This window comes from Paenibacillus salivarius (genome assembly GCF_051307165.1).
Lineage (GTDB): Bacteria > Bacillota > Bacilli > Paenibacillales > Paenibacillaceae > Fontibacillus.
In genome coordinates, this window is the sequence record NZ_CP195592.1 from 3359196 (window position 1) to 3385094 (window position 25899).

Consider the following 25899-nt stretch of genomic DNA (forward strand, 5'->3'; position numbering starts at 1 on the left):
ACTTAGGAGGATGTTTTTTCCGTTTCCGCGGTCAACACCGCTTTACGGGAAAGGTTGACCCGGCCCTGCTGATCGATCTCGGTTACTTTCACCGTGATCACATCGCCGATCGCAACCACATCTTCCACTTTGCCAACGCGTTCCGTCGACAGTTGGGAAATATGGACAAGGCCGTCTTTACCCGGCAGAATTTCCACGAATGCGCCGAATTTCTCGATCCGTTTGACGGTACCCGTGTAAATTTCGCCGACGACCACTTCCTTCACGATACCTTCGATAATCGAACGCGCCTTTTTGTTCATTTCTTCGTTTGCCGAAGCGATGAATACGCGGCCGTCCTGTTCGATATCGATTTTCACGCCGGTCTCTTCAATGATCTTGTTAATGATCTTACCGCCGGCACCAATGACATCACGGATTTTATCCGGGTTGATGTTCATGATCATGATCTTAGGCGCGTAAGGAGACAATTCTTCCTTCGGCTTCTGTATACGTTCAAGCATCTTGGACAGGATATGCATCCGGCCTTCTTTTGCTTGGGCTAGCGCATCGGACAAAATCTGACGGTCGATCCCGTCGATTTTGATATCCATCTGAATGGCTGTCACGCCTTCAGCGGTTCCGGCAACTTTAAAGTCCATATCGCCCAAATGGTCTTCCATACCTTGGATGTCAGTAAGGATCGACACATGCTCTTTGTCCTTGATCAGACCCATGGCCACACCCGCAACCGGCGCTTTGATCGGTACCCCGGCATCCATCATGGCCAGCGTACTGGCGCAAATGCTCGCTTGAGAGGTGGAACCGTTGGATTCCAATACCTCCGACACGAGACGGATCGTGTAAGGGAATTCGGATTCCGGCGGAATAACCTTGGACAACGCTCTTTCACCAAGCGCCCCATGGCCGATTTCGCGGCGTCCCGGCGCGCGCAGCGGACGAGCTTCGCCCACGCTGAACGGCGGGAAGTTGTAATGGTGCATAAAACGTTTCGATTCTTCGAGATCGATGCCGTCCAAAATTTGCACATCGCCCAAAGCTCCGAGCGTACATACGCTCAACGCTTGCGTTTGGCCGCGCGTAAACAAGCCGGAACCGTGCGTCCGAGGCAGCAGGTTGATATCGCACTCGATCGGGCGGATTTCGTTCAGCTTCCGGCCGTCAGGACGAACTTTGTCATGGGTAATCAGGCGGCGCACTTCTTCCTTGACGATATCGTGCAGCACTTCTTTGACATCGTCCAAAAGCTCCGGAGACTCTATGTACTTCTCCTCGAAATGGGCGACCGTCTCGTCGTTAATCGCATCGATCGCATCCTGGCGGGCATGCTTCTCGGCAATTTTGACGGCTTCCACCAGACGCTCGGCCGCATAGGCGCGAACCTCGCGGTTAACGTCCTCGTTTACCGCATGCAGCTTCACTTCCATCTTTTCCTTGCCGGCAATCGCCACAAGCTCTTCGATGACAGCCACGATATTTTTGATTTCCTCATGCCCGAACATAATCGCTTCCAGCATCACTTCCTCGGGAACCTCGTTAGCTTCCGCCTCCACCATCATAATGGCGTCCTTCGTTCCCGCAACGACGACATAAATGTCGCTCGCTTCCTGCTGTGCGATGTCCGGGTTAATGACAAATTGACCATCGACACGGCCAACCGCCACCCCTCCGATAGGTCCGTTAAAAGGAACATCGGAAATGCTGAGAGCAGCGGAAGTACCGATCATGGCGGCGATTTCCGGTTCGCAGTCCTGATCTACGCTCATGACGAGGTTAACGATCTGTACGTCATTGCGGAATCCCTCAGGGAACAACGGCCGAATCGGCCGGTCCGTCAAGCGGCTGGCAAGGATCGCCTTTTCGCTCGGACGTCCTTCCCTTTTGATAAAGCCCCCTGGGATTTTGCCTACGGCATATAATTTTTCTTCATAGTTAACGGTCAACGGGAAAAAATCAAGATCCTTCGGCTCCGAAGAAGCAGTTACCGTACACAATACTGCGGTCTCTCCGTACCTTACCATTACGGCTGCATTGGCTTGCTTCGCCAAACGTCCGGTTTCCAGGGTAAGAGGTCTTCCTCCCAACTGCATTTTAACATGTTTTTCCATGAAATCCCTCCTTATCTCAACTAACAGTTCGGTACAAGTCTCATTATTTCCTGCTTGGGCAGGATTCAACAACTTGTCCATCTCATAATTTTACAAATTGCAAAGAAGCCAGATCACTTGGAGCTGGATTGTTGCGGCGTCCGGCATGGACGGTACATTCGCTGGAAATCACCCGTTTAAAAGAACATGGCTCTCCGGTTCCCCTCATTTAACTGGAAAACCTCCCGCTAATTACAACCCTAAATTGGAAATCTTATTGATCAAAGTGGAATTAGAAAGAGGTTTTCCAGCTAAATCGATGTAGACGTTGAATAAGGGACAACTGGAGCAAAATCCTGCCATTCGTCTAAAACGTATTCATTTCCAGCTTGTTAAAAAGCAACCCGGCGGCCGCCGTCCGCACTGTAAGGCGGAGCGGCGGCAACGAGGCTGCTTCGGTTAAACAAAGGCAAATTAACGACGCAATCCGAGCTTCTCGATCAACGCGGAATAACGTTTGACGTCTTTGTTCTTCAGGTATGCCAACAGCTTACGGCGTTGACCAACCATCTTCAAAAGACCGCGACGCGAATGGTGGTCCTTCTTATGCGTACGCAAGTGATCCGTCAAGTTGACGATGTTCTCCGTAAGGATAGCAATTTGCACCTCTGGGGATCCTGTATCGGATTCATGAGTTTTGTGCTCTTCAATCAGTTGTTGTTTACGCTCTTGAGTTAATGCCATCCTGTTCACCTCCTTATATATAATCGCCGTTAGCCTAGTAGTCGGACGGTGAGACCGGCAACCAAGCCAAGGTTATTGTGTTCATGCGAAGCAATGTCCGCATAAACAACGTAAATTAGTATATCATAGATCATCCGAAAAAGTAAATGCCGCGGGTTATTTGACCGATTGCAGCAGTTGTTTGGCGGTTTCGGCATCCTTGGCGATCTGCGCCTTCAATTCCTCGATTCCGCTGAACTTGCGCTCCTCGCGGATAAAATCAATAATTTCAATTTGCAAAGACTCGCCATACAAACTACCTTCAAAATCAAAGATATGAATCTCTAGCGAAGGTCTTATCACTTGATCATGAAAAGTCGGCTTCACACCAAGGTTCATAACGCCGCCAAGCATGGATCCGCCGTAATTGATTCTTACCGCATACACGCCTTTGGCAGGCAGCACATAGTGCTCATCCGGCTGAAGATTCGCCGTTGGAAAACCAAGCAGCCGCCCCCGTTTTTCCCCGTGCATTACGGTGCCTTTCACGGAATACGCCCGTCCCAGCCACCGGTTCGCAAGCCGGATGTTTCCTTCCTGCAATGCTTTGCGGATGCCGGAGCTGCTGACCTTTTCCCCTTCAAGCAAAAAAGGAGGCACGGTATGCACTTCCATCGCGTCTTGACTTAGCTCGCGAAGGATAGCGGCATGTCCTTCACCCCGGAAACCGAAGCGAAAATCAAAACCGACCACGGCGGTGTGTACCTGAAGCGGCAACAGCATGCAGCCGACGAAGTTTTGCGGGCTGACCCGGGAAAAAGCTTCATTAAATTGTACGACATACAAGAAATCGATCCCCATGCCGCGAAGAATAGCTTCTTTGGCATCCGGCGGAGTCAGATAACCTTCGTAATCCCCTTTTTTCATGACTTCCTTCGGATGCGGATGGAAAGACATGACCGCGGAAGGAAGGCCCGTGCGATTCGCAAGGCGCACGGCGGATTCAATGACGCTGGCGTGGCCCAGATGAAGTCCGTCGAACTGGCCGATCGCCAGAACCTGGGGTTTTGCGAAGTCCGCCACAAATTCATCCGTCAAGGGATATGTTAAATGTATCGTTTCCAAAATCGTTTCACCTGCAATTTCACTGGGATTTGCCGGATATCTCATTCAGGGGGAAATACTTTTACCGGCGCAATCGCCCCTGTGGGCTCCTCGGCACGGTAGATGCCCAAAAACCGATGATCCGGACTATACAGCCGGATCGTTTCCCCCGGTGTTGCCGGCGGCTGAACCACGTTGCGCGATAGACGCTGGCCCTGCAGCGCGGGTTTCACTTTTTCTTCCGATACGATATGAACCGGAAGATGACTTACCGCTTCGTCGACAGGTATCAGCGCCGAGGGCAACGTCCCGTTTAGAACCCGTTCCGCGACTTCCTCCATCGTAATGCAAGCTGAATCCCGGATTCCGGCGGACATCGTGCGCTTCAGTTCTGCCATGACCGCAGGTACGCCCAGAGCCCGTCCGATATCCACGCAAAGCGTCCGGATATAGGTTCCTTTCGAGCATAAGGTTCGGAAGGAGATCTTCGGATGAACCGGATCAGGGATAAAATCCAGCAATTCCAGTTCGTGAATCGTCACTTCCCGGGGTTTCCGCTCCACCGTTTTACCTTCGCGAGCCAGCTCGTATAACCGTTTTCCGTCCTGTTTTAAGGCCGAGTACATCGGCGGGACTTGCGAAATCGTTCCGACAAAGCGTTCGAGTACGCTACGGACTTCCGCTTCGGTAACGTTAACTTGATCAATCTGTTCTACTACGGTCCCGGACAGATCTTCGGTATCCGTAGCCATGCCAAGGACGAGTGTCGCTTCGTATTCCTTGGGCAAATCCTGCAAATATTCAACCATCCGGGTCGCACGGCCGAGGCATAACGGAAGCACGCCCGTTACGGCAGGGTCCAGCGTCCCGGTATGGCCGATCCGTTTCATCTTCAGAATTCCGCGACATTTTGCCACCACATCGTGGGAAGTGAATCCGGCAGGCTTTAAAATCGGAAGAACGCCTTCGAACAAGTTCATAACCGCCCTTTCACCTGCTCAATCACCCGTGAGACGACACTATCCAAGGTCCCTTCGATACGGGCCCCCGCAGCCCGGACATGCCCGCCGCCGCCAAAGCTTTGCGCTACACTGGCGACGTCGACTTTACCGGCCGAGCGCATGCTCACCTTCACGGCATTTTCATCAATCACTTTAAATAACAGGCCTACTTCCACCCCTTGAATATTCCGGGGGTAGTTCACGATTCCTTCCATATCCTCGTGAACCGCTCCGGTAGCGGCCAAGTCTTCATCCGCCACGGAAACCCAGCTGATTTTCCCGTCCTCGGTAATTTTCAGGCCGTTCAATGCCCGCGTCAACAGACGAAGCTGCGGCAGGGTCATTTGTTCCAACAGCAGTTCGGATAATCCGGGTCCGTCCACTCCATATTCAAGGAGATTCGAAGCGATGCCCATCACTTTTGGAGTCGTGCTGGAATACCGGAAGCCCCCGGTGTCCGTCAGCAATCCCGTATAGATCGCCGTAGCCGAATCCAGATCCAGCTCAATGCCCATAAACCGGATCAGATCGTACAAAATTTCCACGGTAGCCGCGGCATCGGGAACGATCAAGTTAGCGGTTCCGTAACCGTCATTCGTCGGGTGATGGTCGATATTCAATATATCCGCATCGGCGGCAAACAGCGAACTGGTCTTGCCCGTCCGTTTAAAATCGGCGCAATCCACGCAAATGACCGTGGAATACGTTTCGGCAAGAGGGGTCGTGGACAAATCGACAATTTGATCGGCATGCCACAAATAGTCCATTCTTTTCGGAATCGGCCCCTCGTTGACCATAACGTATTTTTTACCCAGACATGAGAGAAGCCAGCCCACCGCAAGGGTAGAACTGACTGCATCTCCGTCCGGCTGTACATGAGACACTACGAGAAAGTGATCATGCTCCGACAAAAACTGCTGCGCTTGCCGGAACTCCCGTTCATTGGTCTGCATTGCCGTCTCCTTTTTTCTTCTAATTTTCCTTCTCAGGTTCGTGCGAAATATCTCCAAGGAGTTTCTCGATTCGGCTGCCATAGGCAATCGATTCGTCGATCTTGAAGATCAATTCAGGCGTATGTCTCAGACGGATTCGTTTGCCGAGCTCCGTTCGAAGAAAGCCGCCGGCTTTTTCAAGACCCTTTATGGAAGCCTGCTTGCTTTCTTCATCGCCGAATACGCTCAAATACACTTTTGCTTGCGAAAGATCGCTGGTCACATCGACGCCGGTCACGGTTACGAATCCAATCCGCGGGTCTTTGACCTCGTTTTGGATTAACACGCTGAGCTCTTTCTTGATCTGTTCGCCTACGCGGCCGGTACGATTTTTGGCCATGTGTGACACCTCACCTTATTTCGGTTGGACGGTTTCCATAATGAACGCTTCGATTACGTCGCCCTCTTTGAGATCGTTGTAATTGTCAAGGGTAATGCCGCATTCATAACCTTGCGCAACTTCCTTGGCGTCATCCTTAAACCGTTTAAGCGAGTCGATTTTACCTTCATATACGACGATACCGTCGCGGATCAAGCGGGCTTCCGCAGCACGAGTAATTTTACCTGAAGTAACCATACATCCCGCGATCGTTCCCACTTTGCTGATTTTAAACGTATTACGCACTTCGGCATGGCCGATGACGGCTTCCTTATACACCGGATCCAGCATGCCTTTCATGGCCTGTTCGATTTCCTCGATCGCGTTGTAAATGACGCGGTGCAAACGGATATCTACTTTTTCCTGATCGGCCGTTGCCTTGGTTTGGCTATCCGGACGAACGTTAAAGCCGATTACGATGGCGTTCGAAGCTGCGGCCAAAATGATATCGGATTCCGTAATGGCGCCGGCACCGCTGTGAATGATTTTCACGCGAACGCCTTCCACTTCGATTTTTTCGAGCGAGCCTTTAAGAGCTTCGACGGAACCTTGGACGTCGGCTTTGATAATGACGTTCAGATCCTTGATTTCGCCCTCTTTAATGTGGCGGAACAAGTCATCCAACGTGACGCGCGTATTTGCTCCGAGATCGGATTGACGCTGCGTAATCGCACGTTTTTCGGCGATGGAACGCGCTTTGCGTTCATCCTCGAACACCATGAACGGATCGCCCGCTTGCGGTACTTCCGTAAGACCGGTAATTTCCACCGGTGTGGAAGGACCTGCTTCTTTCAAGCGGCGGCCTTTATCGTTGACCATCGCGCGAACGCGGCCAAAGCAATTGCCTGCGACAAAAGCGTCGCCGACTTTAAGCGTACCGTGCTGTACCAGGATGCGGGCAACCGGACCGCGGTTTTTATCAAGCTCGGCTTCGATTACGGCGCCGCGGGCGCGTTTGTTCGGGTTGGCTTTATATTCATTGACTTCTGCTACGAGCAAGATCATCTCCAGCAAATCTTCCAAGCCCATTCTTTGTTTAGCGGATACATTGACGAAAATCGTTTCTCCGCCCCACTCTTCCGGAACGAGGCCGTATTCGGTCAGTTCCTGTTTGACTCTGTCCGGATTTGCTTCCGGTTTGTCGATTTTGTTCACGGCTACGATAATCGGCAAGCCCGCCGCTTTCGCATGGTTCACGGCTTCGACCGTTTGCGGCATGACGCCGTCATCGGCAGCCACCACGATAATCGTAATATCCGTCAATTGGGCACCACGGGCGCGCATCGCCGTAAAAGCTTCGTGACCCGGCGTATCCAGGAACGTGATCTTCTTGGAGTTGATCTCTACTTGATATGCCCCGATATGCTGCGTGATACCGCCGGCTTCGCCGCCCGTAACGTTCGTTGAACGGATGGCGTCAAGGAGCGTCGTTTTACCGTGGTCGACGTGACCCATGATCGTTACGACCGGTGGGCGTTCCATCAGATCCGCCGGATCATCCACTTCTTCGATCGTTTCGAAACGGTCGTCCTCAACCGGAATCTTCACTTCCACTTCGACGCCGAAATCGCCCGCAAGCAACAGAATCGTGTCGATATCGAGCTCCTGGTTGATCGTCGCCATAACTCCCAGCGAAATCAGCTTCTTGATGACTTCGGAAGCGTCTTTGTGGAGCAGCTTCGCCGTTTCGCCTACGGTCATCGTGCCGCGCACGATAATTTTCTTAGGCGTGTTGTCGATTTTCTCGCGAGGTGGCTGCTGGTTATACCCGCCTCTGCCGCCCCGTCCGCCTTTACCGCCGCGATTATTGTTCTTGTAGCCGCCCTGACGGTTATCGTCGAAGCCTTTATTCGATTTGTTGAAGTTGTTGTTTCCTTTTTTGAAGTTGTTGTTTTGGTTTTGACCGTTTTGGCCGCCTTGCCCGCGATTGCCGCCGCTGGCGTTATTATTGTTGTTTTGCGCCGGACCGCGGTTAGGCTGTCCTCCGCGGTTACCGGAATGATTCGGGCGATTGCCCGCGTTGTCATTGCGCTGGCCGCCGCCGTTGTTTTGGCTTTGACCGCGATTCGGCTGCTGGTTCCGGTGCTGCGGAGCTCCCGATCCGGATTGCCCGCCGTTGTTGCCGGATGGACGTTGACTTCTTTCCTGAACAGCTTGTGTACTGCCTGAGGCAGATGTTGAGTTTTGATTTTGTCTATTATTCATGCTTACCTGCTTTTCCTGTTGATTTTTTGGATTACTTTGACCTTGCTTCCCTTGAACGCTACGACCTTGATTCCCGCGCTGGCCGGATCCTTCTCCGGCTGGTGTATTCGGCGCTTGGCTTCCTCCTGCGGAAGCCGGAGCCGACGATTTGGCCGGAGTTTCGGATCGTCCCGGTTCCCGTTTAGCCGCGGCATTGCTCTTAATATCCTTGAAAAATTGTTCCACACGGGTTACGGAGTCATTTTCCATAACGCTCATATGGTTATTGACCGGAATATTAAGACGCTTAAGAATAGTAATAATTTCTTTGCTGCTCATATTGAGCGATTTGGCATACTCGTATACCCTGAGCTTATCTTTGTTATCTTGTTTACTCAATATACTCCACCTCCGACGTTTTCTCGATTTCTTGGATAATCATATCGGCGAACCCTTGATCCGTCAGCGCGAGTACGACTCGTTCCGGCTTACCTACGCTGGAACCGAGCCGCTCGCGGTCAAATCCGATGATCAGGGGGACTTCGTAGGCTCTGCATTTGTCGCGGAATTTCTTCCGGGTATTGGCGGATGCATCCGCCGCGACGATCACCAGTTTCGCTTCGGATGAGCGGATCGTTTTCAAGACCAGTTCATCCCCGGTTAGGAGTTTGCCCGCCCGGGTAGCCAGCCCCAGCCTGGACAACATCTTACTCATCGCCGTCATCCTCTTCGCGATCCCGGTTTTCGAGGAACTCATCCTCTACCGCCAGGAAATCGCGGGCCAGTTGTTCATAAACCTCAGGTCCCACGGGCGATTTCAAAGCGCGGTCAAGCGCCTTGTTTTTGTGGGCCAGCTTAAAGCATTCCACTTTGCCGCAGAGATAGGCTCCCCGGCCCGACTTTTTGCCGGACAGATCGATGGACACTTCCCCTTCCGGCGAGCGGACGACACGAATCAGCGATTTCTTCGGCATCATTTGCTGGCAAGCCACACATTTGCGTAGCGGTATTTTTCTTTGTTTCATGATAGACCCCCCCGTTCCTGCTCTAAAGTCTTCTAGTCGACGGAAACGGAATCTTGCGGCATCTCATCCTGATCTGTTTTTACTCTTCCGAATTCCTCTTCCGCCTGGGTTTCGCTCTTGATGTCGATTTTCCAGCCGGTCAGCTTGGCTGCAAGACGGGCGTTTTGACCCTTGATGCCGATCGCCAGGGAAAGCTGGTAGTCGGGAACGATAACGCGCGCCATCTTCTCTTCCTCGAACACCTGCACTTCCAGCACTTTCGATGGGCTAAGCGCGTTGGCCACATATTCCTCGACATTTTCCGAATACCGGACGATGTCGATTTTTTCGCCGCGAAGCTCGTTTACAATAGTTTGTACCCGGGTACCTTTAGGACCGACGCAGGAACCTACCGGATCCACCTCGCTGTTGCGGGAATAAACCGCGATTTTGGAGCGGAATCCCGCTTCGCGGGCCACCGAACGGATCTCCACCACGCCGTCGAAAATCTCCGGAACCTCAAGCTCGAACAATCTTTTCAACAACCCGGGATGAGTGCGGGACAACAATATTTGCGGGCCCTTTGTCGTATTTTCGACCTTTGTGATGTAGGCTTTGATCCGGTCGCCATGCTTGAATTTCTCATTCGGCATCAGCTCGTTTAATGGAAGGTGAGCCTCCACTTTGCCCAAATCGACGAAAATATTGCGCAAATCCTGGCGCTGTACGATACCTGTGACGATATCTTCTTCCTTCTCGACAAATGCGTTATAAATCAAACCGCGTTCCGCTTCGCGGATACGCTGCGTGACGACCTGTTTGGCGGTTTGGGCCGCAATGCGCCCGAAATCGCGAGGCGTAACTTCAATTTCGGCGATATCTTCAAGCTGGAAGTTCGGATTGATCTCCCGTGCCGCCGGCAGCGAAATTTCCGTACGCGGATCCAGCACTTCCTCTACGACCAGCTTACGGGCGAATACTTTGATCGCTCCCGTATGCCGGTTCATATCCACGCGCACGTTTTGCGCCGTATTAAAATTGCGTTTATAACTGGAGATCAAAGCCGCTTCAATCGCCTCGAACAAAATATCCTTGCTAATCCCCTTTTCTCTTTCCAACTCATTCAAGGCTTCGATAAAATCCATACTCATTTGCCTCGAGTTCCCCCTTTCATAAACTGTTAAAAAATGATAGCCAACCTAGCGCTGGCAACCTTGCTGTATGGAATGGTATGGCTTTTCTTGCCGATTTCAATGACAAGCTCCTCGTTCTCGAACGACAGAAGCCGGCCTTCGAATTCTTTCAAGCCGTTTACCGGTTCATATGTAGTCACAAAAACATCCTTCCCGACCGCTTTCGTTACATCCTCGGGCTTCTTCAGCGGGCGTTCTGCTCCCGGAGAGGATACATCAAGAAAATAGGCGGATGGAATCGGATCGTTCTCGTCCAGCTTTTCGGTTAAATACTCGCTGATCCGGCCGCAGTCATCAATGTCGATGCCCCCGTCCTTATCCACGAACACGCGCAGAAACCAGTTGCTGCCTTCCTTCACGTATTCAATGTCTACAAGTTCAAAGCCGTTTTCTTCCAAGTAAGGATTAACCATCTCTTCCACGGCCGCTTTGATCTTCGGTGTGCTCAAGCGTACATTACCTCCATGTGGTTCTTTCCTGTATACCAAAGAGTAAAGAGTGGGTTTCCCCACTCTTTAACCAACGGTTCTATCTTCATGATTACCAAAAAAATTATAACATAGTCCGGTAACAGTGACAAGTAAAACGCCTTTACGCCGGGCCGGCACAAAAGCTAAAACAGCGACAGCTGATTGCTTTCCGGCAGGCCGCGGAAGCAGCCCATCGAGCCGAGCAATTCCACAACCGTCTTGCTCGCCTTCGATTTTTGCTGGAAATCCTCGATCGACAAAAATTCGCCCTGCTCTTTGGCCGCCGCGATGTTGCGGGCCGCGTTGTCCCCGATTCCCGCCAAGGCGGAGAACGGCGGGATAAGCGAATCGCCGTCGACGATAAACTTCGTCGCATCGGAGCGGTACAAATCAATCCCTTTAAAGCGGAAGCCGCGCGCCGTCATTTCAAGCGCCATCTCCAGAATCGGCAGCATGTTTTTCTCTTTCGGCAACGCCGAAAAGCCTTTTTGCTCGATCTCTTCGATTTTGCGGTATATCGCATCGTAACCTTGGCACATCAACTCGATGTCGAAGTCTTCGCCCCGTACCGAGAAGTAGGTCGCATAATACTCGATCGGATGATACAGCTTGAAATAAGCCGTCCGCACCGCCGAGATAACATATGCCGCCGCGTGCGCCTTCGGGAACATGTACTGGATCTTCAAGCACGAGTCGATGTACCATTGCGGCACCTTGCATTTCTTCATCTCGTCGATCCATTCCTGGCTGAGACCCTTCCCTTTTCGGACGCTTTCCGTAATTTTAAAAGCGAGACCCGCGTCCATGCCCGCCTTGTAGATCAAATAAAGCATAATATCGTCGCGGCAGCCGATCACGGTTTTGATGTTGCACGTCCCGTTCTTGATCAATTCCTGCGCGTTGCCGAGCCATACCCCGGTACCGTGCGACAGACCCGAAATCTGCAGCAAGTCTGCAAAGCTCGAAGGCTGCGACTCCACCAGCATCTGGCGGACGAACTTCGTCCCCATCTCCGGTACGCCATAAGTCGCTACCGGCGTCCGAATCTGATCCGGCGTTACCCCGAGCGACTCGGTGGAGTTGAACATGCTCATGACTTTGGGGTCATTCATCGGAATCGTGGTCGGATCCACTCCGGTCAAATCCTGAAGCATCCGCATCATCGTCGGATCATCGTGGCCGAGAATATCAAGCTTGAGCAGGTTCGCGTCAAAGGCGTGATAGTCGAAATGGGTCGTTTTCCATTCCGCGCTCGTGTCATCCGCGGGGTATTGGACAGGCGTAATATCCTCCACCTCGATGTAATCCGGCACGACGACGATCCCCCCCGGGTGCTGGCCCGTACTCCGCTTCACCCCGGTACATCCGGCGGCAAGCCGGTTCAGCTCCGCGCCCCGCCAATGTTTGTGATGTTCTTCTTCGTATTTCTTGGCGAAACCGAACGCCGTTTTCTCGGCAACCGTACCGATGGTTCCGGCGCGGAATACGTTTTTCTCGCCGAACATCACTTTGGTAAAGTTATGGGCATGAGGCTGATATTCCCCGGAAAAGTTAAGATCGATATCGGGAACCTTGTCGCCTTTAAAACCAAGGAATGTTTCGAACGGAATGTCCTGGCCTTCCCCTTTCAGCTTGTTCCCGCACTTCGGACAATCTTTATCCGGAAGGTCGAATCCGCTCGGGACACTGCCGTCGAGGAACCATTCGCTGTATTTGCAATCCGGGTTCCGGCAAATATAGTGGGCCGGCAGCGGGTTAACCTCGGATATGCCGAGGAAAGTCGCCACTACGGACGAACCTACCGAACCCCGGGAACCGACGAGATACCCGTCTTGGTTCGACTTTTTAACGAGGCGTTCCGAAATCAAATAGTTGGCCGAGAAGCCGTACTTGATGATCGGTTCCAGCTCTTTTTCCAGCCGTTTGACGACCACGTCGGGAAGCTCCTCGCCATAGATCGATCTGGCCGTCTCATAGCAGGTATTGCGGATTTCTTCGTCCGCCCCTTCAAGGATCGGGGTGAACAGCTTGTCAGGGAACAGTTCGAGTTCCTCGAACCTGTCCGCCAATTCGGAAGTGTTGGTAACAACGACTTCAAAAGCCTTGGCTTTTCCCAAAAATTCAAATTCCTCAAGCATCTCGTCCGTCGTACGGAAATGGGCGTCCGGCTTGCGGATATCCTTCAGCGGACTGAATCCGGTGATCCCGTGAATCGTAATATCCCGGAACAGCTTGTCCCGCGGCTCGAGGTAATGAACATTCCCCGTCGCCACAACCGGCTTTCCAAGCTTTTCTCCGATGGCGACCACTTTACGGATCGCCGTCTTCAACTCGTCGACACTGCCGACAAGCCCCTTGTCCACAAGATGCATGTACATGGTCAGCGGCTGGATCTCCAGTACGTCGTAAAATTCCGCGATGCTCTCGGCTTCCTCGACCGATTTATTCAGCACCGCCTCGAAAAATTCACCCTTTTCGCAACCCGACATCACCAGGAGCCCTTCCCTCAGCTCGACGAGCTTCGATTTGGGAATACAGGCCACCCTTTTAAAATATTCCGTGTGGGAGAGTGAGATGAGCTTGAACAAGTTTTTCTTGCCGGTCATATTAAGGGCATAAACGCCGGAATGAAACGGACGCGCATTGCTTAAGTCCTTGCCGACCTTGTCGTTCAGGCGCTCCAATGACGTAATGCCTTCGATCTTGACGGCATCTTCAATCAGTCCATACAAAATCTGGCCCAGGGCAAGGGTATCGTCGATCGCGCGGTGGTGGTTCTCCAACGACACTTTATATTTGGCGGCCAGCGTATTCAGCCGGTGGTTTTTAAGCGTCGGGAACAGCATCCTCGCCATCTCCAGCGTATCGAGTACCGGGTTGTTCATTTCGGGCAGTCCCAATTCCTTTAGCTTCGCATTCACGAAGTCCACGTCGAATCTTGCATTATGCGCAACCAGAATCGCATCCCCGGCAAACTCGACGAATTGCTTGAGGACCGGCTCCACGTCGGGCGCGTCCTGGACCATTTCATCCGTGATGCTGGTCAACTGCTGAATATTGTATGGAATCCGCTCATGCGGATTCACGAACGTGGCGTAACGGTCGATCTCTTTCCCGTCGGCCATTTTGACGGCCGCAATTTCGATGATTTTGTTCTGGGTGACGGACAATCCCGTTGTCTCGATATCGAATACGATGTAAGTCGCCGTTTTAAGATCGTCTTGACGAGGATGAAGCACAACCGCGACATTGTCGTTCACGATGTTGGCCTCGACGCCGTAAATCATTTTGATCCCGTTCTTTTTGGCCGCCTTCGCCGCATCGGGATAACACTGCACGCCTCCATGGTCGGTTACGGCGATGGCTTTATGTCCCCATTTCGCCGCCGCTTTGACGTAATCGCCGATCTGCGTCACCGCGTCCATCGTGCTCATGGTTGTGTGCAGATGAAATTCTACGCGTTTTTCCTCAGCGGTATCCTTCCGTGACGGCGGAGCAGAGATTTCGCACAGGTCCGAAGGAATCATAACGAGCTCGGGAACCTGCATGAACCGGTCCATTTCCACCTTACCGCGCGCCTTGACCCATTTACCGTTGGCCAACTGCCCCATGATCTTCAGGTCTTCCTTGTTCTTCGCGAACATTTTCATTTGCAGGGAATCGGTAAAATCGGTCAAGTTATACGTAAACAGCGTGTTGCCGTTACGTAGCTCCTTGCGGTCCAGGCCAAAAATCGTGCCTTGAATCGTAATTTTCTTTTCTTCATCCTGGATGTCCTGGATCGGAACCGGCTGCTCCTTAATGTCATAACCGATCTGCAGCTTGATCACTTCACCGTCCACCTCTTCCGGCGGCGCTTCCTCGACCATGCTTTCCATCAGTTTCTGGATGACTTCGCGCTCCTCTTCGACGATCCGCTGCTGAAATTCTTCAAACGCTTCGCTGCTGCTTTCGCCGGAAAGAAGCTTGACCCGCAGGCTTAAGCCGAAAAACGTTTCGTAAAAAGCGGGGATCGCCCGATCGATGCCTTTTTTGCGGGCTAATTCCAAGGATGTCGAATCGGTAAAGGTTACCGAGACGAGATCGCCATCCACCTCATGGTTTGCGCGTGCCATCCATCCGTTAACGGACGGCACCTCACGCTGCACCCACTCCAAAAACAGTTTCCAGTATTCATTTACAATATCGGCTATGGACACATCGCTTTCGTAACGAAACAGAAAAGAAATGTTTGCGATATGTTCCATCCGTTCTTTGATCCGCAAGCAAAATGTACGGTATACCTGTGCCGGCACAAGCGTATTCTTGCTAATCGTTATTTTCCATTCTTTGTTGGAGCGGCTGACTTCGACCCGGTCGATCACCCCGTCGAGAAAATACGGATCCACTGCGGAAGACGGCATCTCCGCCTGCTTCATCAGCAGCTCGAGACGCATTCTTTGCCCTTTCGCGTCAGACATGATTTCCCCTCCCCTTGAAACTAACAAACAGCTCTTTTCGAAAAAACATCCATCCCCGATACATTCATACGGTTAAAATAACAAGGCTTCCGGAGTAGGAGCCGACAGCATCTACGCCTGTCGGCAGAATCCTGCCGGAAGCCTTCCCGAAACACTGATATGACTAATAGGCTCTGGCAAAGACAACGGTGTGTTGTGCTTTTTCCCCGCACACCAGACATTTAGTTTTTGTCACTTCCGGCTCGAACGGGATGTTCCGGCTCGTCGCGCCGGTTTCATCCTTGACATGGCGCTCGCAAGCCTCGGAACCGCACCATCCGGCCAGCGTAAAGCCGCGTTTCTCTTCGATGCTGGCTTTCATCTCATCCAATGTATCTACGGAGTAGAAATGCTCTTTGCGGAACGCAAGAGCACGTTCATACATTTCGTTGTGAACTTGGTCGAGCATCGCCTTGACTTCCTCAACCAGGTTTTCCTGGGATATGACTTTCTTTTCGCCGCTAATCCGGGAAACGAGTACGCATACGCCATTCTCCATATCGCGAGGTCCGATTTCCAAGCGAACAGGTACGCCGCGCATTTCGTATTCGTTGAATTTCCAGCCCGGGCGGACATCGGCACGGTCGTCGATTCCGACGCGAACGCCGGCTTTCTTCAATTCGGCAAACAGCTCGTCCGCCCGGCCGACGACGGCATCACGGGTTTTCGGCGGGCCGATCGGGATGATCATGACCTGCTTCGGCGCCACCTTCGGCGGCAAAGCCAATCCGCGATCATCGCCATGCACCATGATCAGCGAGCCGATCAAGCGGGTGCTGACTCCCCACGATGTGGTGTGCACATATTCGCGGACATTCTCGCGGTTTAAGTACTGAATATCGAAGGCCGTCGCAAAGTTCGTTCCGAGGTAGTGGGAGGTTCCCGCCTGGACCGCGCGGCCATCTTTCATCATCGCTTCGATCGAGAACGTATCCACCGCTCCGGCAAATTTCTCCGATGGCGTCTTTTGTCCGACAATCACCGGAATCGCCAAGTAGTTTTCAACGAAATCCCGGTAAATTTCCAGCATGCGCATCGTTTCTTCGCGAGCGTCCTTCTCGTTCTCGTGCGCGGTATGGCCTTCCTGCCACAAGAACTCGCTCGTCCGCAGGAACGGCAGCGTCCGCTTTTCCCAACGAACGACGTTCGCCCACTGATTGATCAATACCGGCAAATCCCGGTAAGACTGAATCCATTTTTCGTACATATGACCGATCATCGTTTCCGAAGTAGGACGGATCGCCAAACGTTCCTCCAGCTTTTCTCCAGCGGCTTCGGTGACCCAAGGCAGTTCCGGATTAAATCCTTCGACATGCTCTTTTTCCTTCTGGAAGAAGCTCTCCGGAATGAAAAGCGGGAAATACGCGTTGCGGTGTCCCGTTTCTTTGAACCGACGGTCAAGCTCGGCCTGGATATGTTCCCAAATTTCATAGCCGTCCGGCTTGAAGACGATACACCCGCGAACAGGCGAATAGTCCATTAAATCCGCTTTCTTGATGACATCAATGTACCAGCGTGAAAAGTCTTCTCCCTGCGGAGTAATTTCCGTTACGAATTGTTTCTCCTCATTTGCCATTCAAACCTAGTCCTCCCGTAATTAACCTATCAATCGCAAAATATCGTTATAAGTGACCGCGATCATCAGCAGGAACAGCATCGCAAATCCGATGAAATGCACAAGCCCTTCCCGGTTCGGATCAATCGGTTTGCCGCGCAGCGCCTCCACGCCCAGGAATACGAGCCTGCTACCGTCCAGAGCCGGGATCGGCAGAAGGTTGAAGATTCCCAAGTACAAACTGAGAATCGCCGCCCAGTAAGTCAGCTGCGTAATCCCCTGCTTGGCGATTTGTCCGGTTACTTCGAATGTGCGCACCGGTCCGCCGAGGTCATCCATCGAAAATTTGTTGATCAGCTGTTTAAACCCGAGAAAAATCGCCTCGGTCGTAGTTACCATACTTTTGCCGGCTTCAGTAAACGTTTCGCCGAAGGAGGCGCTTCGGGCAGGAAAATACGTCACGATAGTGCTTCCCACTTTGCCGCCTTCCTCGTTCTTCACCGACTTAGGGGTAATCATAATATTTAAGGTTTGACCCCCGCGCTCCACGGTCCATTCCATCGGCTTGTCCGGCGACGCCTGAATCGCCTCGATCAATCCGTTCGCATCGGTACCGACCGGCTGTCCGTTTACCGCTTTGATAATATCTCCCTGTTTTACGCCGGCCTCTTCCGCAGGCATGCCTTTCATGACTTCGCCGATTTCCAGATGGGTCGGATCCGGAAGCGGAATACCTGCCATTTGGGTATGCAGAGCAAACAGCACGAAAGCCAGAATAAAGTTCATAAGCGGTCCCGCAAAAATAGAAAGCGCGCGCTGTCCCACGGTCTTGCTCCCGTATTGCCGGTCTTTCGGCGCAATTTGCGTTTCCTTGCCTTTCGTCACAAGCATCGCTTGCGGATGTACCCGGTAGACGTTGGTCTCTCCGTCCACATCCAGGCTGATTTGCAGACGGTCTTCCAAGTCCACGTCCGTTACTTCGCCGCGTATGACATTCTTGCGGCTGTCGAGCCGGTCAAGGTAGATTTTGCGCACTTCTTCCCCGTCAAGCCGCAAGGCGACCGTTTGGCCGTTTGCGATCTGGACGAGTTCAGGATCCTCGCCGGCCATTCTGGCATAACCGCCAAAAGGCAGCAGGCGGAGCGTAAACTGCGTCTCGTCCCTTTTGAAAGACAGTAGTTTCGGTCCGAAGCCAATGGCGAATTCCCGAACGAGAATTCCTGCACGCTTGGCGAAAAAGTAATGTCCCCATTCATGCACCGTTACAATCACGAAAAACATGAGAACGGTCAAAAATATAATTTTAAGCAATTCCAATCGCAAGCATCCTCCTTTTGGCCATGGATCGTCCGACGTTCCTTTAGATTATCATTATTCTCCGAACAGGCACAAGAGAATACCGGGACGGAACTTTTTACGTTCCCATCCATTCTCACCGATGGAAAACGTTACATCGACCGGGCGGTCTCTCTTGCCCATCGATCAGCTTCCTTGATCGCATCCAAACCCGGATTCTTCAGAACCTCGTGTCTGGAAAGTACCGATTCGATAATCCGTTCGATCTCAAGAAACGAAATATCCTTGTTCAAGAAGCGTGCCACCGCAACCTCATTGGCCGCGTTAAACACACTGGTCGCCGTTCCTCCTATTTTACCACATTCGAAGGCCAGTCTTAAACAAGGGTAACGCTCAAAGTCCATTTCGCGGAAGTGGAGCTTTCCGACCTCGGCCAAAGAAAGCCGTTTGGTGGCCGAAGGCCAACGTTCCGGGTAGGTGAGCGCATACTGGATAGGCACCCGCATGTCCGGCGTACCAAGCTGTGCAATCACGCTCCCGTCACGATATTCAACGAAAGAGTGGACGATGCTTTCCGGGTGCAGCAGCACCCCGATCTGGTCAAAATCCTTTCCGAACAACCAGTGCGCTTCGATCACTTCCAATCCTTTGTTGACCATCGTGGCCGAATCGATCGTTATCTTGGCGCCCATCGACCAATTTGGATGCTTTAGCGCGTCCTCGACAGTCACGTTCTGCAGCTGCTCACGGTTCAAATCCCGGAACGACCCGCCGGAAGCGGTAAGCGTGATCCGCTCGACATCCATCATCCGTTCGCCGTTCAAACATTGAAAGATGGCCGAATGTTCGCTGTCTACAGGAAGAAGGGATACTCCCTTTTCCTTAGCGAGACCGGTTACTAAATGACCGGCGGTGACCAAGGTTTCCTTGTTGGCAAGCGCGATATGCTTACCTTCGGTGATAGCCGCAAGCGTGGCAGGAAGACCTGCGCTTCCGACGATCGCCGTCACGACCGTTTCGGCATCCGTTCCGGCCGCCACTTCGATGAGCCCTTCCTCTCCGTAAAACAGTTCAACTTCCGGAGGAATCGAATGCCGCACCTGATCCGCGATCTCTTTCGTCGCGACGGAAGCCTTTTTCGGGCGGAACATGCCTACTTGCTTGACGAAAAGATCGGCGTTTGTGCCTGCCGCCAATCCTTCAATCTCAAACTGTCCGGGATGCTGAAGACAAACGTCAAGCGTTTGGGTACCGACCGAACCGGTCGAGCCGATGACAGCGATTTTTTTCATGAGCCTGCACCTCTTGTTCTGTAAAGTTCGGGTTAAAAGTCAGGTTTTGACCTTTAAGCTAACGGCAACAGCGATAATATATGTACGAACGGAAACACCGCGATCCAGCTATCGCAACGGTCCAAAATCCCACCGTGTCCCGGAAGCAATGTCCCGGAGTCCTTGATGCCGTACACCCGTTTGTATGCCGATTGAATCAAGTCTCCCAACTGTCCGACGACAGCGGCGGATAATCCAAGCAGAACCGCCCTGCCGATTGATAGCAAATCTCCGGAAAACAGAGCAAATATCACGGCCGCGATGATAGCCCATACCACGCCTCCGATGGCGCCTTCCACCGTTTTGTTCGGACTGATGGCAGGCCAAAGCTTGTTCTTGCCGATCCGCCGTCCGGTGAAATAAGCGCCTGCATCGCTGCTCCAGATCGAGGCCAGCATCAGCAATGTCCAGAACAAACCGTGACCGTCGGGAGCGTTACGCGTTTCCGCCAAATAAGCAAACCCCATTGCGACGTAAACCATGCCGAGAAACAGCATCGCTGCCTGACCGATCGGAACTCCGTTTTTGGTGATGACTGTAACGACAAGAAATAGAAGCATCAGGAGCCAGAATGCCGCCGATAGCTGCAGCGGCATGTCCCACCCGAGCAGCTTCCACGGGAAAGCTGCATAAAGGACACCGATATAACCAATCAAAGCCGTACCGCCGAATGCCGGCAGTTTTGTCATGCGTACGAATTCATAATAGCCGATCAATGCCATGATCAGAACCAATCCGTGGTACCATAACCCCCCGGCCAGGCATAGTCCGAGAAATGCGGCTCCCGCAACAATTCCAGTAATCAACCTCTGTTTCAACTGTCTACACCTTCCATCCTAGGTTAAACCGCCATACCGCCGCGTGCGTCTCTGGTACTCGGCCACAGCTTCAAACAACTGCTCCCGCCCGAATTCCGGCCAGAACAGATCCGTGAACCACAGCTCACTGTACGCGGTTTGCCAGAGCATAAAATTGCTGAGCCTAAGTTCGCCCCCGGTACGGATGAGCAAGTCGGGATCCGGCAAATCGCCGGACAGCAACCCCCCGCCGATCATTTCCTGCGAGATGTCATCCGGCTTAACCTCGCCTTTCTCGACTCTGCGGGCGATCTCTTTCACACATTCCGTGATTTCGCGATGGCTGCCGTAATTGAGCGCAAAATTAAGGATAAGTCCCGTATTGTTTTTGGTTCGCTCAATCGCTTCTTCCATGGCGGCAATCGTATGGGACGGAAGATCCTCCGTATGTCCCATCATCCGGACCTGAACATTTTTCTGAATCAATTCTTCAAGCTCAAGCGCCAAAAACTCCTGGGGAAGCGACATCAAAAAATCGACTTCTTCCTTCGGCCGCTTCCAATTCTCTGTCGAAAAGGCGTAAAGCGTCAAAATGGAAATCCCGAGTTCATCTGCGGCAATGGTGGCGCGTTTGACGGCTTTCATCCCGTTCCGGTGACCGACGATTCGCGGTAGGCCGAGCTTGCGCGCCCAACGACCGTTGCCGTCCATAATAATGGCGACATGTTTGGGAATATTGCCGCTGTCGGGCTGAACCGCATTGACGTTATTCCTTTTTTTCCACCAGGACTCAAATAACTTGATCATCGCTTATCCTCCAGCGCCGGTTATCTAAAAAGAGACAAAACCCCACCGTAATAGGAGGGGCCGCCTGTATACTTAAACTTCCATGATCTCTTTTTCTTTCGCAGCAAGCACTTTATCCACTTCCGCTATAAACTTATCGGTCGTTTTCTGGATGTCATCCTGATGTCTACGCGATTCGTCTTCGGAAATATCGGATTTCTCCAGCTTTTTAATATCATCGTTCGCATCACGGCGAATGTTGCGGATGGCTACTTTCGCTTCTTCTCCGAATTTCTTCGTCAATTTCACCAATTCCACGCGGCGCTCTTCCGTCAACGCCGGAATCGAAAGGCGGATGGATGATCCGTCGTTGGCCGGGGTAAGCCCCAAATCCGATTTTTGGATCGCACGCTCGATTTCTTGTAGGGAAGATTTGTCCCATGGCTGAATCATCAGAGTGCGCGAATCCGGAGTATTGATGTTGGCAAGCTGGTTCACCGGCGTCGGAGAACCGTAGTAGTCAACTTGGATCCGGTCAAGCAACGAAGGGGTTGCTCTGCCGGCCCGGAGCGTCGCAAGATCGCGCTTGAGCGCTTGAATCGCCTTATCCATGCGTTCTTCTGCACTTTTTTTGATGCTTTGCGGCATTTAATCTACACTCCCTTTAACGATAGTCCCGATTTTTTCACCAAGGACGACCCGTTTGATATTCCCTTGTTCCGTAATGGCAAACACGATGAGCGGGATGTTATTATCCATGCATAGCGAAGATGCCGTGGAATCCATAACTCCTAGATTCTTGTTCAGCACTTCCAGATAAGTCAGTACCTCATACTTTTCGGCCGATGGATCCACGAAAGGATCCGCCGAATAAACGCCGTCGACTTTGTTCTTCGCCATCAGAATCACTTCCGCCTCGATTTCCGCAGCCCGGAGCGCGGCGGTCGTATCGGTCGAGAAGAACGGGTTCCCCGTTCCGGCCGCAAAGATCACGACTCTGCCTTTTTCCAGATGGCGGATCGCCCGGCGGCGGATGTACGGCTCGGCAATCTGCTGCATGGCAATGGAGGTTTGTACCCGTGTCGGAACCTCGATTTGCTCGAGTGCATCCTGCAGGGCGAGCGAGTTCATCACCGTTGCCAGCATCCCCATATAGTCCGCCGTCGCACGGTCAATCCCTTTGGCACTGCCCGCGATTCCCCGCCAAATATTGCCGCCTCCGCAAACGATGGCGACTTCTACGCCGAGTTCGACGACTTCCTTCACTTGCTGCGCAATCGATGAGATCGTTTCGGCATCGATCCCGTACCCATTTTGTCCGGCCAGCGATTCCCCACTAACCTTCAAGACAACACGTTTATAAACTGGCTGTTCCAAATGTATACCTCCACAATAAAACTCCCTTAAAACTTTAGCTGCAAGGGCGTCAGGTTAAAAAAGAAGGAACACGGCGTGTTCCAACGATAACTGCTAAGTATTTATGTTATTTATTTTATTGTTTTACTTGGGACATAACTTCTTCTACGAAGTTGTCCACTTTCTTCTCGAGACCTTCGCCCAATTCGTAACGGACAAAGCGGCGGATCGAAATGTTTTCGCCGATGGCGCTGATTTTTTCGTTAACCAAAGCGGAGATCGTTTTGTCCGGATCTTTTACGAAAGCTTGCTCAAGCAAGCAGAACTCTTCGTAATATTTACCGATGCGGCCTTCAACCATTTTTTCAACGATTTTCTCAGGCTTGCCTTCGTTAAGGGCTTGCGCCTTCAAGATTTCCTTTTCCTTTTCCACTTCTTCTTGCGGAACTTCTTCACGGCGAACATAACGTGGGCTCATGGCGGCGATATGCATCGCGATGTCGCGGGCGAATTCCTTGAATTGGTCGGTTTTTGCAACGAAGTCCGTTTCGCAGTTGATTTCAACCAATACGCCGATACGGCCTCCGGCATGAATGTAGGATTCGACAACGCCTTCGGTTGCGATCCGGCCTGCCTTGTTAGCTGCGGCAGACAATCCTTTTTCACGGAGAATTTCCACTGCTTTCGTCAGATCCCCGTTTGCTTCTTCAAGCGCCTTTTTGCAGTCCAGCATTCCCGCGCCGGTTTTTTCACGAAGTTCTTTTACAGATTTTGCATCAACAGCCATGTTTGTAGTACCTCCACATTTAAATTGGATTGTTTGTTTTCATTCGGCGAATCAGTGAATTTTCTCTTAAAAAAAGGGTAGTGAGAGGTTTGACACCTACCAACCACCCTTTTTAAATTTACTTATTTCATAACTTTATACCGTTTCGGGTATTAAGCCGTAGTTTGCTCACCTTGGTTCGCTTCGATTACGGCGTCAGCCATTTTGCTGGTAAGCAATTTAACCGCGCGGATCGCGTCGTCGTTACCAGGAATGACGTAGTCGATTTCGTCCGGATCGCAGTTCGTATCGACGATACCTACAATTGGGATACCCAATTTGCGGGCTTCGGCAACCGCGATGCGTTCTTTACGAGGATCGATGACGAACAAAGCGCTTGGCAAGCCCTTCATGTTCTTGATCCCGCCGAGGAATTTCTCGAGGCGATCCTTCTCCTTACGGAGAATGATAACTTCTTTCTTAGGCAGAACGTTGAAAGTACCGTCTTCTTCCCAAGTTTCGAGTTGTTTCAAACGGTCGATCCGTTTTTGGATCGTTTGGAAGTTAGTCAGCGTACCGCCGAGCCAGCGTTGGTTAATGAAGAATTGACCAGCGCGTTCCGCTTCTTCCTTCACGGAGTCTTGAGCTTGTTTCTTCGTGCCGACGAACAAAATCGTACCGCCTTCTTCAGCGATGCTCTTTACGAAGTTGTAAGCTTCTTCAACTTTCTTGACCGTTTTTTGCAGGTCGATAATGTAAATGCCGTTTCTTTCTGTGAAGATATAACGATCCATTTTCGGGTTCCAGCGACGTGTCTGGTGTCCGAAGTGAACGCCTGCTTCAAGCAGTTGTTTCATGGAGATTACTGCCATCTTCACGCACCTCCTAAGTTTGGTTTTTTTATGATGCTTCCTCCGCAGGTTTCATTTTCCGCCAAGACTCCGGTATAGGAGCACCCTTCGCGAAATCAACATGCGTGCGTTATAACACCGTCAACTAATATACCATAAGTAAAAACACGTTGCAACCAACTTCACTCTAAGCATGAAAAAATAAATAAGATATGTTAAAAAAAATAAAAAGCTCCCTACCTAGGAGCTTATCATCCGCTATTTTCTATTTGCTTTTTGCGCTGCCGGGAGAGATCTTTCCGATGATCGAGTCATAGTCCTCTCCGATTTCAAACGTGAACGTGCCGGTACGTACTTTATAGTTTATTTTCTTGTCCTTGGCCCGTTTAAGAAATGCATCCTTGTCATGGATGACGCCGGCTTGAAACAAACCTTCAGCGACACCGGATAATGTGCTTCCCGCGGCGATTTTGTATTTTACGGAAACCGGCTCATTTATGGGCTGATCCGGATTTGACGGTGCGGAGCTTTCCGGAACCGAGACTGGGTTCGGTTCTTCGGTATTTTGCGGCGAATCGGGGGCTTCCGGCGTATCGGGAGTATTCGGATTTCCCGCGGTTGTTTGACCGCCGCCTTCCTCTTCCGCTTTAGCCCGCCAATCGTCTTCGGTAAGCAGCTGCTGGTCTGCCGGAACGACTCTCAATTGGAGCGCCGCCGCCGCTTGTTCCACTTGCTCTTTGGTTTTGAGTTTGCCGGTTTGCATCTGACCGATCATCATGAATTGAAGCAGCAGAGCTCCTGCGATCAACCCGATCCCCAGACCAAACATAAACTGGCGGTTCCTCATCATCGGGATTCCTCCCTTTTGGCCAGCTGAAGAATAAGCTGAACTTCCCCCCGCTGGAGTCCGGTCGTTTTTGCGATCGTGTCGATCGATTTTCCATTGGCATACAACTCGAACAACTCAGGATAACGGTTGCGTACGGTATCTTCGTCCGTTTCCCGTTCTGCAGGGTCGGCTTCCGTCGTTTCATGGACCTGCAAAGCTCCGGAACCTTCATTAGAAGGTGCTTCCGTCACCGGGGAAAGCGGCTTGTCCAAAGACGTTGACGGAACAATGCTTACCGGATCCTCGGTTAAATCCCCCGTCTTCCTTTGCGTGTTTTGCTCCAGTTGTTGATCAAGCCGGCTCACTGTATCTCTGGCCGTATGCTCAACCTCAATTAGACGCTGGCGTAATTCCGCGATCTGCTCCTGGTGAGCAAGCTGTTTGGACGTCAGTTCCTGTTTCATTTTGGTGACGAGCTCGATCAGTTCTTCGTTTTCTTTTTCGATTTCCGCCATGTACTGCTCAAGCGTTGCTTCAAGGGTTGCTTCAAGCTCGGCGTTGCCGCCCGGCGTCCGTTCTCCGGCATTTTTTCGTGCCGGAAGCATCATGGCGTACACCAGCGCGGCAAAACCCAGCAAAACAATGTAAAACCATGGATCTCCAAATGACAATGTAATCCTCACCTTTTTGAACTGC

Annotated in this window: 23 protein-coding genes; all 23 read right to left on the minus strand. The window is 51.8% G+C overall.

The window, feature by feature from the left end; all coding sequences use genetic code 11:
• Nucleotides 1-2: 2 nt before the first annotated feature.
• Nucleotides 3-2108, minus strand: coding sequence for a polyribonucleotide nucleotidyltransferase (gene pnp / locus ACSFXJ_RS15300; RefSeq protein ID WP_435921199.1), 2106 nt, complete (start codon nt 2106-2108; stop codon nt 3-5).
• Between the two features lie 453 nt (nt 2109-2561).
• Nucleotides 2562-2831, minus strand: a complete 270-nt coding sequence (rpsO, locus tag ACSFXJ_RS15305) for a 30S ribosomal protein S15 (RefSeq protein WP_076168040.1) — start codon at nt 2829-2831, stop codon at nt 2562-2564.
• A gap of 156 nt (nt 2832-2987) precedes the next feature.
• The gene (locus tag ACSFXJ_RS15310; protein WP_435921200.1) at nt 2988-3935 is read right to left on the minus strand and encodes a bifunctional riboflavin kinase/FAD synthetase; all 948 of its coding nucleotides are present in this window, start codon (nt 3933-3935) and stop codon (nt 2988-2990) included.
• A 41-nt stretch (nt 3936-3976) separates the two neighbouring features.
• Nucleotides 3977-4894 (minus strand): tRNA pseudouridine(55) synthase TruB, encoded by a 918-nt coding sequence (gene truB, locus ACSFXJ_RS15315; RefSeq protein WP_435921201.1) that lies wholly within the window; start codon nt 4892-4894, stop codon nt 3977-3979.
• The gene (locus ACSFXJ_RS15320) at nt 4891-5868 is read right to left on the minus strand and encodes a DHH family phosphoesterase (RefSeq protein WP_435921202.1); all 978 of its coding nucleotides are present in this window, start codon (nt 5866-5868) and stop codon (nt 4891-4893) included. Before ACSFXJ_RS15320 ends, truB begins: the two co-directional genes overlap by 4 nt.
• Nucleotides 5869-5887: 19 nt before the next feature.
• Entirely contained in the window at nt 5888-6247 is a 360-nt protein-coding gene (gene rbfA / locus ACSFXJ_RS15325; RefSeq protein WP_435921203.1) for a 30S ribosome-binding factor RbfA, read from the minus strand.
• A gap of 15 nt (nt 6248-6262) precedes the next feature.
• Nucleotides 6263-8869: a translation initiation factor IF-2 gene (infB, locus tag ACSFXJ_RS15330; protein ID WP_435921204.1), complete on the minus strand. Its 2607-nt coding sequence runs from the start codon at nt 8867-8869 to the stop codon at nt 6263-6265.
• A complete protein-coding gene (locus ACSFXJ_RS15335) occupies nt 8862-9185 on the minus strand; it encodes a L7Ae/L30e/S12e/Gadd45 family ribosomal protein (RefSeq protein WP_435921205.1) in 324 nt (107 codons plus the stop codon). The genes infB and ACSFXJ_RS15335 overlap by 8 nt, the downstream gene beginning before the upstream one ends.
• Nucleotides 9178-9495 carry an RNase P modulator RnpM gene (gene rnpM / locus ACSFXJ_RS15340; protein ID WP_435921206.1) on the minus strand — a complete coding sequence of 106 codons (318 nt, stop codon included), beginning with the start codon at nt 9493-9495 and terminating at the stop codon, nt 9178-9180. The genes ACSFXJ_RS15335 and rnpM overlap by 8 nt, the downstream gene beginning before the upstream one ends.
• Before the next feature lie 32 nt (nt 9496-9527).
• Nucleotides 9528-10625 (minus strand): transcription termination factor NusA, encoded by a 1098-nt coding sequence (nusA, locus tag ACSFXJ_RS15345; protein WP_435921207.1) that lies wholly within the window; start codon nt 10623-10625, stop codon nt 9528-9530.
• Nucleotides 10626-10654: 29 nt separating this feature from the next.
• A complete protein-coding gene (gene rimP, locus ACSFXJ_RS15350) occupies nt 10655-11116 on the minus strand; it encodes a ribosome maturation factor RimP (protein ID WP_435921208.1) in 462 nt (153 codons plus the stop codon).
• A gap of 164 nt (nt 11117-11280) precedes the next feature.
• Nucleotides 11281-15597, minus strand: coding sequence for a PolC-type DNA polymerase III (locus tag ACSFXJ_RS15355; protein WP_435921209.1), 4317 nt, complete (start codon nt 15595-15597; stop codon nt 11281-11283).
• A 163-nt stretch (nt 15598-15760) separates the two neighbouring features.
• Nucleotides 15761-17212, minus strand: coding sequence for a proline--tRNA ligase (proS, locus tag ACSFXJ_RS15360; RefSeq protein WP_435921210.1), 1452 nt, complete (start codon nt 17210-17212; stop codon nt 15761-15763).
• A gap of 21 nt (nt 17213-17233) precedes the next feature.
• Entirely contained in the window at nt 17234-18508 is a 1275-nt protein-coding gene (gene rseP / locus ACSFXJ_RS15365; protein WP_435921211.1) for an RIP metalloprotease RseP, read from the minus strand.
• Nucleotides 18509-18639: 131 nt separating this feature from the next.
• On the minus strand, nt 18640-19779 hold the full coding sequence (locus tag ACSFXJ_RS15370; RefSeq protein WP_435921212.1) for a 1-deoxy-D-xylulose-5-phosphate reductoisomerase: 1140 nt from the start codon (nt 19777-19779) through the stop codon (nt 18640-18642).
• Nucleotides 19780-19832: 53 nt separating this feature from the next.
• Nucleotides 19833-20636, minus strand: coding sequence for a phosphatidate cytidylyltransferase (locus tag ACSFXJ_RS15375; RefSeq protein ID WP_435921213.1), 804 nt, complete (start codon nt 20634-20636; stop codon nt 19833-19835).
• Between the two features lie 18 nt (nt 20637-20654).
• Complete coding sequence (locus ACSFXJ_RS15380; RefSeq protein ID WP_435921214.1) at nt 20655-21422, minus strand: isoprenyl transferase; 768 nt, start codon at nt 21420-21422, stop codon at nt 20655-20657.
• A gap of 72 nt (nt 21423-21494) precedes the next feature.
• Entirely contained in the window at nt 21495-22049 is a 555-nt protein-coding gene (gene frr / locus ACSFXJ_RS15385) for a ribosome recycling factor (RefSeq protein WP_435921215.1), read from the minus strand.
• Nucleotides 22050-22778 (minus strand): UMP kinase, encoded by a 729-nt coding sequence (pyrH, locus tag ACSFXJ_RS15390; protein WP_435921216.1) that lies wholly within the window; start codon nt 22776-22778, stop codon nt 22050-22052. It lies immediately after the preceding gene.
• Nucleotides 22779-22893: 115 nt separating this feature from the next.
• Nucleotides 22894-23544: a translation elongation factor Ts gene (gene tsf, locus ACSFXJ_RS15395; RefSeq protein WP_435921217.1), complete on the minus strand. Its 651-nt coding sequence runs from the start codon at nt 23542-23544 to the stop codon at nt 22894-22896.
• Nucleotides 23545-23696: 152 nt separating this feature from the next.
• Nucleotides 23697-24395, minus strand: a complete 699-nt coding sequence (gene rpsB, locus ACSFXJ_RS15400) for a 30S ribosomal protein S2 (RefSeq protein ID WP_435921218.1) — start codon at nt 24393-24395, stop codon at nt 23697-23699.
• A 244-nt stretch (nt 24396-24639) separates the two neighbouring features.
• Entirely contained in the window at nt 24640-25224 is a 585-nt protein-coding gene (locus tag ACSFXJ_RS15405; protein WP_435921219.1) for a hypothetical protein, read from the minus strand.
• Nucleotides 25221-25874, minus strand: a complete 654-nt coding sequence (locus ACSFXJ_RS15410) for a hypothetical protein (protein WP_435921220.1) — start codon at nt 25872-25874, stop codon at nt 25221-25223. The genes ACSFXJ_RS15405 and ACSFXJ_RS15410 overlap by 4 nt, the downstream gene beginning before the upstream one ends.
• Between the last annotated feature and the right edge of the window lie 25 nt (nt 25875-25899).